The organism is Erythrobacter sp. NFXS35 (assembly GCF_040148725.1).
GTDB lineage: Bacteria > Pseudomonadota > Alphaproteobacteria > Sphingomonadales > Sphingomonadaceae > Erythrobacter.
In genome coordinates, this window is the sequence record NZ_JAGDEB010000001.1 from 287065 (window position 1) to 299090 (window position 12026).

Annotated in this window: 9 protein-coding genes; 8 read left to right on the plus strand and 1 reads right to left on the minus strand. The window is 63.8% G+C overall.

Going from position 1 to position 12026, the window contains the following annotated elements:
* The first annotated feature begins 9 nt into the window (after positions 1-9).
* On the plus strand, positions 10-642 hold the full coding sequence (locus J3454_RS01435; RefSeq protein ID WP_349511979.1) for a class I SAM-dependent methyltransferase: 633 nt from the start codon (positions 10-12) through the stop codon (positions 640-642).
* Between the two features lie 72 nt (positions 643-714).
* Here J3454_RS01435 and J3454_RS01440 read toward each other — a convergent pair whose 3' ends face one another.
* Positions 715-3588, minus strand: a complete 2874-nt coding sequence (locus J3454_RS01440) for an Rne/Rng family ribonuclease (protein WP_349511980.1) — start codon at positions 3586-3588, stop codon at positions 715-717.
* Between the two features lie 426 nt (positions 3589-4014).
* On the opposite strand from J3454_RS01440, the gene J3454_RS01445 reads away from it, so the two are divergent.
* From J3454_RS01445 to J3454_RS01475, 7 genes are all read left to right on the plus strand, one after another.
* Positions 4015-4929, plus strand: a complete 915-nt coding sequence (locus J3454_RS01445) for an N-acetylmuramoyl-L-alanine amidase family protein (protein WP_349511981.1) — start codon at positions 4015-4017, stop codon at positions 4927-4929.
* 37 nt (positions 4930-4966) lie between these two features.
* A complete protein-coding gene (locus J3454_RS01450; protein WP_349511982.1) occupies positions 4967-7504 on the plus strand; it encodes a penicillin-binding protein 1A in 2538 nt (845 codons plus the stop codon).
* 57 nt (positions 7505-7561) lie between these two features.
* Entirely contained in the window at positions 7562-8095 is a 534-nt protein-coding gene (locus tag J3454_RS01455) for a peroxiredoxin (RefSeq protein WP_349511983.1), read from the plus strand.
* A gap of 89 nt (positions 8096-8184) precedes the next feature.
* On the plus strand, positions 8185-9312 hold the full coding sequence (prfB, locus tag J3454_RS01460) for a peptide chain release factor 2 (RefSeq protein WP_349511984.1): 1128 nt from the start codon (positions 8185-8187) through the stop codon (positions 9310-9312).
* 98 nt (positions 9313-9410) lie between these two features.
* Positions 9411-10064, plus strand: a complete 654-nt coding sequence (locus J3454_RS01465) for a class I SAM-dependent methyltransferase (protein ID WP_349513120.1) — start codon at positions 9411-9413, stop codon at positions 10062-10064.
* A gap of 89 nt (positions 10065-10153) precedes the next feature.
* Complete coding sequence (locus J3454_RS01470) at positions 10154-11557, plus strand: NAD(P)H-dependent flavin oxidoreductase (RefSeq protein WP_349511985.1); 1404 nt, start codon at positions 10154-10156, stop codon at positions 11555-11557.
* 2 nt (positions 11558-11559) lie between these two features.
* Complete coding sequence (locus J3454_RS01475; protein ID WP_349511986.1) at positions 11560-12018, plus strand: GNAT family N-acetyltransferase; 459 nt, start codon at positions 11560-11562, stop codon at positions 12016-12018.
* The last annotated feature ends 8 nt before the right edge of the window (positions 12019-12026 follow it).

Below are 12026 nucleotides of genomic sequence, written 5' to 3' on the forward strand. Positions count from 1 at the left end.
GAAGGGCACATGAGCCTTAAAAGCTGGTACGAAGCGAACGTGATGCCGCGCCTGATCACCTGCGCCTGTTCGCAAGGGCAGGTGATGAAACGCCGCAGCGCAGTGGTGCCGCTGGCACGCTGCGATGTGTTCGAGTTGGGCTGCGGCGGCGGGATCAATCACGAGTTCTACGACCCGGCAGCGATCACCTCCTATTCCGGGATCGATCCGCATGAAGGCCTGCTGGACAGCGCCCGTGCAGCGGCGCGGGACAAGGGCTGGACAGCCGACCTGCGGCAGGCGCGGGGCGAGGCGATTCCCTTTGCCGATGCCAGTTTCGATTGTGCGGTGTGTACCTTCACCTTGTGCTCGGTCGACGATCCGGCGCAGGTGATGGCCGAGATGCGCCGCATTCTGCGCCCCGGCGGGCAGTTGCTGTTCCTCGAACATGGCCGCGCGCCCGATCGCGACGTGGAGCGCTGGCAGGAACGGATCGAGCCGGTGTGGAAACCGCTCGCCGGGGGCTGCCATCTCACCCGTCCAATCGGCAGCGCACTGATTGGTGCGGGCTTCGCAGTCGATCAACTGGGCGAGGGCTATACCCCCAAAGCGCCGCGTTTCGCCGGGTGGATGGAGTGGGGTGTCGCCCGCAAGCTGCAATAAAAAGGGCGGGAGAGGTTGCCCGCTCCCGCCCTTGTTCTTTCGGAATGACCCGCAGCTTATTTGCCGCCCGGTCTATTCGCCAAACGTGCGCTGCCACCAGCCGCGGCGCGGCTTGGCGTCGGCGGCGGGTTCGGATTCGGTTTCCGCCGGAGTATCGGCGGCCTTGGCCCTGCTCCGGCGCTTCGGCTTGGGCGTTTCCTCGGCCATGGCTTCGGCGGTTTCGGGTGCGCCGTCCGGTCCGGCGACCACAGCCATGTCCTCCTTGACCTGTTCGGACAGGGCTTCGGCTGCAGTCGAATCGTCAGCGGGAGCCTCGGCGACCTTGGGCTTGCGCGGTGCGCGCTTGCGCTTCGGCTTCTCGGCCGGCGCTTCCTCGGCGGCAGGGGTTTCCGACGCCGCCGCATCTGCTGCGAGTTCGGGCGCGAGTTCCGTAGCCACTTCGGCTACCGGCTCGGCTTCCTTCTTCTTGCGCGGCGTACGGGTGCGCTTGGGCTTTTCGGCGGGTGCTTCCGCCGCCGCTTCGACCGCTGCGGGTTCGGTAGCGATCTCGGGCCCGGCAGCGGGCGCGGCCTTATCGGCATCGCCGCTGTCGTGGCCGCCTTCATTGCCATTATCGCGAGCCTCGCCTTCGGCACCATCCCCATTATCGTCACGACGCTTGCGCCCACGACCGCCGCGCCGACGGCGCTTCTTGGGACGGTCTTCGCCATCGGCTGTTTCGCCGTTGTCGGAGCCGTTCGCCTCAGCGCGATCTTCGGCGTCGTCTTCGCCGCTGTTGTCGCCATTATTGTCGGTGTCGTCGCCGCCTTCGCCATTGGCATCGTCGTCGTCGCGATCCTGCCGGATGCGATTGCGCCCGCCACGGCGACGCCGGCGCTTTTTCTTGCGGCCGCCATCATCATCGCTGTCGCTGCGTTCGCGGCGGGGTGCCTGCGTGCGCTCTTCGTCTTCGGCGACGTCGTCTTCCTCCTCGGGAAGATCCTCGTCCTCGTCCTCGTCTTCGTCGATGATCGGATCGAAGCGCGGTGCCTGCGCCGGACGCGGACCGGCGCTGGAGACGCTCATCTTTGCGCCTTCCTCCTCGCCTTCGGGCACGACTTCGACGGTGACGCCGTAACGCTGTTCGATCTCGACCAGATCGGCGCGCTTTTCATTGAGGAGATAGATCGCCGCTTCGGTGCTGGCTGCCAGCCGGATCACGGTTCCGCGACCCTTGGCCGCTTCGTCCTCGATCAACCGTAGTGCCGAAAGACCTGCCGAAGATGCGGTGCGCACGAGGCCCGTACCGTCGCAATGCGGGCAAGAGCGGGTGGTGGCTTCCAGCACCCCGGTACGCAGCCGCTGTCGGCTCATTTCCATCAGCCCGAAGCTGGAGATGCGACCGACCTGGATGCGCGCGCGATCATTCTTGAGCGCGTCCTTCATCGCCTTTTCGACTTTGCGGACGTTGCCCGAATACTCCATGTCGATGAAGTCGATCACGACCAGACCGGCCATGTCGCGCAGGCGCAGCTGGCGGGCGATTTCCCGCGCCGCTTCAAGGTTTGTGTGCAGCGCAGTCTGTTCGATCCCGTGTTCCTTGGTGGAACGCCCGGAGTTGATGTCGATCGACACCAGCGCCTCGGTAGGATTGATGATCAGATAGCCGCCGGATTTCAGCTGCACCATCGGATCGTACATTGCGCGCAGCTGATCTTCGGCGCCATAGCGCTGGAACAGCGGAACGGGATCGGAATAGGCTTTCACCCGGCGCGCATGGCTGGGCATCAGCATTTTCATGAAGGCCTTGGCCGACTTGTAGCCGTCCTCGCCCTCGACCACGACTTCTTCGATTTCCTTGTTGTAGATGTCACGGATCGCGCGCTTGATGAGGTCGCTGTCCGAGTGAATCAATGCCGGTGCAACCGAGGCCAGCGTGTTCTCGCGGATCTCGTCCCACACGCGGGCGAGGTAATCGAAGTCGCGCTTGATCTCGGGCTTGGTGCGGCTCATCCCGGCGGTGCGCACGATCAGGCCCATGGAGCGCGGCAGCTTGAGATCGGACACCATGTCCTTCAAGCGCTTGCGATCGCTGGTCGAGCTGATCTTGCGGCTGATGCCACCGCCGCTAGAGGAGTTGGGCATCAGCACGGTGTAGCGCCCGGCGAGGCTGAGATAGGTGGTCAGCGCCGCGCCCTTGTTGCCGCGTTCTTCCTTGACGACCTGCACCAGCAGCACCTGACGACGCTGGATGACGTCCTGGATCTTGTAACGGCGGCGCAGTTCCTGGCGGCGGGCGCGAACCTCGTCGACCTGCTTGGCGCGGCTGCGGTTGCTGTTGCCGCCGTTGTTGCCTTTATCGCCGCCCTTGTCGCCGCGATTGCCCTGACGGCGACGTCCGCGCCGACCGCGACCGCGATCCCGATCGTTCGTCTCGCCGTTGTCGCCTTCGCCGTTTTCGTCGCTGTCGCCGTTGTCGTCTTCGCCGTTATCGTCGTCCGAACTGCCGTCTTCGATGGTCGAGACGTCGTCCTTGTCCGAGGTATCGACTTCCTCGACGCCGTTTTCGGCAAAGTCTTCGGCCAGCGCTTCGCCGCTGTCGTCCTCGGCGTCGTATTCGTCGCCGGGCGAAATGCCTTCGTCCTCGTCCTCGTCGCGCAGCCGGGCCTCTTCCTCGGCGGCCTCGGCCTCTTCGGCCAGCAGCGCGTCACGGTCTGCCTTGGGGATCTGGTAGTAATCGGGATGAATTTCGCTGAAGGCGAGGAACCCGTGGCGATTGCCGCCAAAATCGACGAATGCCGCCTGCAGCGAAGGTTCGACCCGGGTTACCTTGGCAAGGTAGATATTGCCTTTGATCTGCTTGTGTTCGGCAGATTCAAAATCGAATTCCTCAATCCTGTTGCCTGTAAGAACCGCCACCCGTGTTTCTTCCGGGTGGCGCGCATCGATAAGCATGCGCGTTGCCATTAATTAGTCTCCATGCGTCCGGCCTGACCCGCGAGCGGGATATGAGGGGACGCCAATTGTGGGATGATCCGGACAGCCCTGCGTGGCGACCGGAAGGGATAGTCACACCGTGCCCGAAAGGGGCGGAAGGCGCGAAGCTCGTGTCTGCAATGACAGGATCGCGGCGGATCGCCGCGCTTCGGCCCGCAAAAACACAGGCTGCCAAAGCGCGCGCTGTGCTGGTTTGCGGGGAAAAGCGTCTTGTCACTGCATCAACCTGTTCATGAGCCGGGCGCCACAACAAAAAGTGAACCCGGCATCAGAGGGGGGCCGTTCGGGTGCAGGGGCACCGGATTGCAACCACTCTGGCACCAACGCTAGCACTGTGGGGCAAGGCCCGCAACTCTATTGCTTTATCATGAGGCAAGAACGTAAGCCGGTTGCGACATGAGTGTACGTACCCTGTTGCTGATCGTGTTGCTGTCGCCTGCACTGCTGGTGGGCGGCGCGGTGGCTATGGGCCTGACGATCCCGATGCCGCATTGGGGGCGCGATTATGTGCAGCGCTTCATGCTGGAGGGCGAGACCGTGCCGCTCGATCTGCCGCAGATCGCCGGACCGGACGATTCCGCGCTGCCGCTGGTGGTGATCGATGCCGGGCATGGCGGACGTGATCCGGGTGCGATCGGCACGGACGCCGAGGGGCGTGAGGTGCATGAAAAGGACATAACGCTGGCGCTGGCGCTGGCGCTGCGCGAGGAATTGCTGCGTTCGGGCCGTGTGCGGATTGCCCTGACACGCGCTGACGACCGCATTCTGCCGCTGTCCTATCGGCCGGAAATCGCCCGCCTGCTCGACGCCGACCTGTTCGTGTCGATCCACGCCGATTCCGCCGGGACGCGCGAGGATGTCAGCGGGGCGAGCATTTACACCTTGTCCGCCGATGCGTCGAGCGAGGCCGCCGCCCGGTTTGCTGCCCGCGAAAACGATGCCGACCGGCTGAACGGTATTGCGATCGAGGGGCAAAGCGAGGTGGTGAGCGCCATTCTCGTCGAATTGTCGCAGCAGCGCACGCAGGAGGACGCGATAGAGTTTTCCCGTCTGGTGCTGCGCGAAGGCGGCGAACGGCTCGCCTTCCATCCCCAGCCGAGCCGTTCCGCCGCGCTCGCCGTGCTGCGCGCGCCCGACGTGCCTTCGGTTTTGTTCGAAAGCGGGTTCGTGACCAACAGGCTCGACCGGGCGCGCCTGACCACGCCCGAAGGGCAGGCGCAATATGCGGCCGTGCTGGCACAGGCAATCCGGATCTACTTCGCGCGCCGCAGCGATATCGGGGATCCGCAACAGGACGGCGAAACCGGCTAGCATTGTCGGCCACCTGCGTGCTACTTGCGCGGTTTCCATGACTGAGCAGACCCCGCTATCTTCTTCCGCATCGGAGACCCTGTCGACCGGTGCCTACGCCCGCTACCGCGTCAACCGCGATATCCGCGGGGCATTGGCGTGGTTCGGCGAAAAGTGGCGCGGCAGCATCCTGTTCAAGATCGCGGCGGGCCTCTGCGCACTGGGGCTGGTACTATGGATCGCCGTGTTCGTGTGGCTGGCGAGCGATCTGCCCGAGGCCGAGGCGCTGCTGGTCTACGAAACCCCGCTGCCGACGGTGGTGCGCGGGAATGATGGCGCTATCGTTCACACCTATGCGCGTGAGCGGCGGGTGCAACTGCAATATGCCGATTTTCCCGAACAGCTGATCGAGGCCTATCTGTCGGCCGAGGACAAGACGTTTTTCACCCATGGCGGCATCGACTTTTTCGGCACCGCGAACGCGGTGTTCGACTATGCCAGCAAGATGGGATCGGGCGAGCGCGCGGTGGGCGGATCTACGATCACCCAACAGGTCGCCAAGAACCTGCTGCTGGGCGATGAGTATTCGGTGACGCGCAAGGCGAAGGAAATGATCCTCGCCGGGCGGATCGAGCAGGTGCTGACCAAGCAGGAAATCCTCGAGCTTTATCTCAATGAAATCCCGCTTGGACGGCGTTCGTTCGGGGTGCAGGCGGCCGCACGCGCCTATTTCGACAAGGATGTCGCCGATCTCGACCTGCACGAGATGGCGTTTCTTGCGATTCTGCCCAAGGCGCCCGAACGCTATGGCCGCAAAGGTCAGGAGCAGGCCGCGCTCGCACGGCGCAATTTTGTCCTCGACCAGATGGAGAACAACGGCTTTATCACCGCCGCGCAGGAGGCCGCAGCCGCAGCCGAGCCGCTCGGGCTGATCACGCAGCGCAGCGAACGCAGCGTCGATGCGGGCTATTTTCTCGAAGAAGTCCGGCGCGAGCTGATCGACCGATTCGGCGAAACCGCCGAGGACGGGCAGAACAGCGTCTATGCAGGCGGGCTATGGGTGCGCACATCGCTTGATACGGACATCCAGCTGGCCGCCCGCGATGCCTTGCGCGAAGGGCTGCTGCGCTATCACGGCGGGCGGGCCTGGACCGGGCCGATCGCCACCATCGACGTGGGCGACGGCAATTGGGCCAGCCAGCTGCAAAGCTCACCGCTCGGCATCAGTTACAAGGACTGGCGCATCGGCGTCGTCACCAGCCGCAGCGGCAGTTCGGCGCGGATCGGCTTTTCGGACGGAACCGAAGCGCCGCTGACGAACCTTCCCGACCGCCTCAAGGCCGGTGACGTGATCGCCGCCAATCCGGCCGGAAGCACATGGCAGGTTCGCACCATCCCCGAAGCGCAGGGCGCGCTGGTTGTGCAAAACGCGCAATATGGCCGGGTGTTGGCGATGCAGGGCGGGTTCGACAACCGCTTGTCCGATTTCAACCGCGCGACGCAGGCGATGCGGCAGCCGGGTTCGACGATCAAGCCGTTCGTCTATGCCACCGGGCTCGACAGCGGCATGACGCCTTCAACGCAGATCGATAATTCGCGCTACTGCTATTATCAGGGTGCCAACCTCGGCGAAAAATGCATTCGCGGCGGGCGGGCGGGGCAATTCCCGCTGCGTTACGGGCTCGAGCAATCGCAGAATATCATGACCGTGCAGATCGGCATGACGGCGGGAATGCCAAATGTCGTCAAGGCGGTGGAGAAGCTCGGCATCGGCGACTTCGACCCCTATCCTTCGACCGCACTGGGAGCGGGCGAAAGCACGCTGACAAAGATGGTCGCTGCTTACGGCGCTCTGGCCAATCACGGACGGCTCAATCCGCCGACAGTTATCGATTATGTACAGGATCGCCGCGGCAAGGTGCTGTGGCGCGCAGATACGCGCAATTGCCGCGGCTGCAGTATGGCCGAATGGGACGGCGAGCCGATGCCGCGTTTCGGGCTGAAAGGCGAACAGGCGATGGATGCGCGCACCGCGTTCCAGGTGATGCACATGCTGCGCGGCGCGGTCAGCCGTGGGACCGCGACAGTGCTCAATCCGCTGAAGCTGCCGCTGTTCGGCAAGACCGGCACCACCACCGGCCCGAAGGACGTGTGGTTCATCGGCGGTACGCAGCAGATGGTGGCGGGGGCTTACGTCGGCTTCGACCAGCCGCGCAACATGGGCGGTTATGCCTATGGCGGCACGATCGCTGCACCGATCATCAAGAGCATGATCGAAAAAACCCGAGACAAGTGGTCGGACGTGCCGCCCGTCGCGCCCGAGGGCGTGCGGATGGTGCGGGTCGATCGCCGAACCGGCAAGCGGGTATTCGAAGGCTGGCCGACAGATGACCCGCGCTCGGCGATCATCTGGGAAGCCTTCAAGCCCGATACCGAGCCGGAGCGCTTCACCCGGCAGGATGAAATTGCGGCGCGGCGCAACGAAATCCTCCAGCTGCTTCGCGCCGGTCGCGAGAGCGCCGCAGGCGCGGTGGTCGATAACGATAGCCCTGAAAGCCGCCGCGATTTCGTGATCGATCAGGGCGGAATCTACTAATGCCCACCTGCTTCCCGCGGACGGGGAACCGCCGTCGGCAATGAAGGTTATGTGCTCATGAACAGACAGCTCACCTTGCTCGCCGCCGCCGCACTTGCTGCCGCCGGTTTTGCCATCCCGGCCTCGGCCGAATTGCCCATGGGCGAAAAGGCGCCCGCCTTCACCACGCGCGCCGCGCTGGCCGGCAAGGAGTTCGGCTTTTCGCTCAGCGCCGCTTTGGCGAAGGGGCCGGTGGTGCTGTATTTCTATCCCAAGGCGTTCACGCAGGGTTGCACGCTCGAAGCCAATGCCTTTGCCGACGCCATGCCGCAGTTCAGGGCAGCGGGTGCGAGCGTGATCGGCATGTCGAACGACGACATCGAAACACTGAAACGCTTCAGCCGCGAAGAATGCCGCGATGCATTTCCGGTCGGCGTGGCGGGCGGCAAGGTAACCGAAGCCTATGACGTGGCGCTCGGCAAATCGGGGCTGACCAGCCGCACGTCCTATGTCATCGCGTCTGACGGGCGGATCGCTGCGGTGCATTCGAACAGCGATTATCGCGGGCATGTGGAAAAGACGCTCGCAGCGGTGCGGGCGCTCGGGAAGTAGGCAGGCTACACGCCGCTTCCGCCGCTTTACAATCGCGCTGCCCGCGTTAAGCGCAAGGCGCAAATCTGGCATCACTTTAAGGATCGATCATGCGGGCCGAGGCCCAGGCTTATATCAACCGGATCGAAGCGGCGCTGGTGTTGGTGCGCCAGTCGCTCGACTGGGAGCGTGCGCTGCGGCGGCTCGACGAACTCAATGCGCGGGTGCAGGATCCGACCCTGTGGGATAATCCCAAGCAGGCGCAGGCGATCAGCCGCGAACAGAAGACGCTGGAAACCGCCGTCAACACGGTAAACGAGATCTCCGCCGAGATGCGCGACGCGGTCGAATTCATCGAAATGGGCGAGGCCGAGGGCGAAGACGCGATTATCGACGATGGCATGGCCACGCTCGCCTCGCTGGCCGACCGCGCCGATGCCGACAAGGTGCAGGCGCTGCTGTCGGGAGAGGTCGACGGCAACGACACCTATCTCGAAATCCACGCCGGCGCGGGCGGCACCGAAAGCCAGGACTGGGCGGAAATGCTGCTGCGGATGTATGCCCGCTGGGCGGAGCAGCGCGGGTTCAAGGTCGAAACGGTCGAGTATCAGGCGGGAGATCAGGCGGGGATCAAGTCCGCCACACTGCTCATCAAGGGCGACAACGCCTATGGCTATGCCAAGACCGAAAGCGGCGTCCACCGCCTCGTGCGAATCAGCCCCTACGACAGTTCGGCCCGGCGCCACACCAGCTTTTCCAGCGTGTGGGTGTTCCCGGTGATCGACGACACGTTCGAGATCGACATCAACCCCGCCGATCTGAAGATCGACACCTACCGCGCGTCAGGCGCGGGCGGGCAGCACGTCAACACCACCGATTCCGCGGTGCGCATCACCCACCAGCCGAGCGGCATCGTGGTCGCCAGCCAGCAGGATCGCAGCCAGCACAAGAACCGCGATATCGCGATGAACATGCTGAAAGCGCGGCTTTACGAGGCCGAAATGCGTTCCCGCGAGGAGGCCGCCAGCGCCGAACATTCGGCCAAGAGCGACATCGGATGGGGCCACCAGATCCGCTCCTACGTGTTGCAACCTTATCAGATGGTCAAGGATCTGCGCACCGGCGTCGTTTCGACCTCGCCCGACGCAGTGCTCGACGGCTCGATTGATCCGTTCATTTCGGCCGCTCTGGCGCAGCGGGTGACGGGCGAGACAGTCGAGATCGAGGACGTGGAGTAATCGTGCGCGCTTCCCGCTGGCAGGCTACGGCGCGCGCATCGGGCCTGCTGGTCGCAGGCGCGCTGGCGCTTGTCGGATGCGACCGGATCGTGCCGATCATGGCGGACCCAACCGATGGCGCGATCGACTTTCCCGAGCCCGATCGCCCGGTGGTCGAGGTGGTTTCCTACCAGTTCGCGGATGAAGACGCCCGCGACGAACGCAACGAGGCGCAGGTGGTGATGGATCTCGCCGATATCCGCCCCGGCATGACCGTGGCCGACATCGGTGCAGGTGAGGGCTATTACACCGTCCGTCTGGCGGAGCGCGTCGGCGAGGATGGGCGCGTGCTGGCGCAGGACATCAGCCGCGAGGCACTGGAACGGCTCGGCCGCCGGGTCGAGCGCGAACGGCTCGAAAACATCTCGATCAAGCTGGGCAAGCCTGACGATCCGCAGCTGCCTTCCGACAGTTTCGACCGCATTTTCCTTGTCCATATGTACCACGAAGTGACCGACCCATACGCGTTCCTGTGGCGGATGTGGCCTGCGCTGAATGCCGACGGACAAATCATCGTGGTCGAAAGCGATAGCCCGGTGGGCCGCCACGGCTTGCCGCACACGCTATTGTTCTGCGAATTTGAAGCGGTCGGCTATGTGCTGGTCGAATATCTCGAACGGCCCGACATCAAGGGCTATTTCGCCAGGTTTCAGCGCGGTAAGGCGCGCACCCGGCCAGAGGCGATCCGGCCCTGCAGCACGGGGCAGGAGTAAACCCGCCGCCAGACGTTGCGGGCAGCGCCGCACGACACTATGTCACCACCATGTAATGCGCGTCAGAGAGGCGCGAAGGGGAGTTTTCATTGTTCAAGGGACTTAGCCCGATCGTTTATGGCGGGCGTGAAGTGTGGCCGCTGGTCGAAGGCGGCAAAGGTGTATCGGCGACCAATCACGCCAGTTCCGGCGCATGGGCGGCTGCGGGCGGTATCGGCACGGTCAGCGCAGTCAATGCCGACAGCTATGACGCGGATGGAAACCCGATCCCGCAAATCTATCACGGCAAGACCCGTGAGGAACGGCACCAGGAGCTGATCCGCTACGCCATCGACGGCGCAACCACGCAGGTAAAGCAGGCCTACGAGATTTCCGGCGGCAAGGGCGCGATCAACATCAACGTGCTGTGGGAAATGGGCGGGGCGCAGGCCGTGCTCGAAGGCGTGCTGGAGAATACACGCGGCATGGTGGCGGGTGTCACCTGCGGCGCGGGGATGCCGTACAAGCTGGCGGAGATCGCGGCGCGCTTCGACGTTGCCTATCTTCCCATCATCAGTTCGGGCCGCGCCTTCCGCGCATTGTGGAAGCGTTCCTATCACAAGGTGCCCGATCTGATGGCGGCGGTAGTCTATGAAGACCCGTGGCTGGCGGGCGGTCACAATGGCCTGTCCAACGCCGAAGACCCGACCAAGCCCGAAGACCCGTACCCGCGCGTCAAAACCCTGCGCGACATGATGCGCGCCGAGGGCGTCAGCGATGACGTGCCGATCGTGATGGCGGGCGGGGTGTGGTACCTGCGCGAATGGGAGAACTGGATCGACAATCCCGAACTCGGCAAGATCGCCTTCCAGTTCGGCACGCGGCCCTTGCTTACCCGCGAAAGCCCGATTCCGCAGATTTGGAAGGATATGCTGCGCACGGTCGAACCGGGCGACGTGCTGCTCCACAAGTTCTCGCCCACGGGTTTCTATTCGAGCGCGGTCAAGACCCCGTTCCTGTATGACCTGATGCACCGGTCCGAACGCCAAATCCCGTTTTTCAAGCGCGGCGAGGAAGAAGGCACGGTGCAATTGGGCGAGGAAGGCAAGGCCCGCAGCTTCTGGGTCATGCCCGAAGACAAGGCCCGCGCCGAAATGTGGATGCGCGCCGGTCATACCGAGCCGCTGAAAACCCCCGACGGCACGATCATCTTCGTCACCCCGGAATCGCGCGACACGATCCGCACCGATCAGCAGGAATGCATGGGGTGCCTTTCGCATTGCGGCTTTTCGAGCTGGAAAGACCACGACGATTACACCACCGGCCGCCTCGCCGACCCGCGCAGCTTCTGTATCCAAAAGACCTTGCAGGACATCGCCCACGGCGATGATCCGGATAACAACCTGGCCTTCGCGGGCCATTCGGCTTACCGGTTCAAGCAGGACCCGTTCTACTCCAACGGCTACACGCCGAGTGTTGGCGAATTGGTCGAGCGGATTTTGACGGGGAATTGAGGTTGGACATCCGCATTGCCGATTTCGACGATGCGGATGTTTGCGAGCTGATCGTCCTTCATCAGCGGCGCGCTTACGATGCGTCGCCGCCGGGCACCTCTTTCGCCTTGGATTTGGCGGGCTTGCAGCGACCTGAGATCACGCTTTTCGAACTGCGTGAAGGCTCCCGATTGCTCGGTATCGGTGCCTTGATGACGCTTCCGGACCGGACAGGTGAGGTCAAGTCAATGCGCACCGCCGACGGCGCGTTGCGGCGAGGAATCGGCGCCGCCATTCTCGTCCATATCGAGGCCGAGGCGCGCCGTCGCGGCTATACAAAGATCGTGCTCGAAACAGGGAACAGTGAGGCTTACGCGCCCGCGAACGCGCTCTATCGGCGGCATGGTTTTACCAGACGCGGCCCGTTCGGCGACTATGCCGCAACCGGGTTCAATATCTTCTACGAAAAGGTTTTGGAGTAAGCGTGACT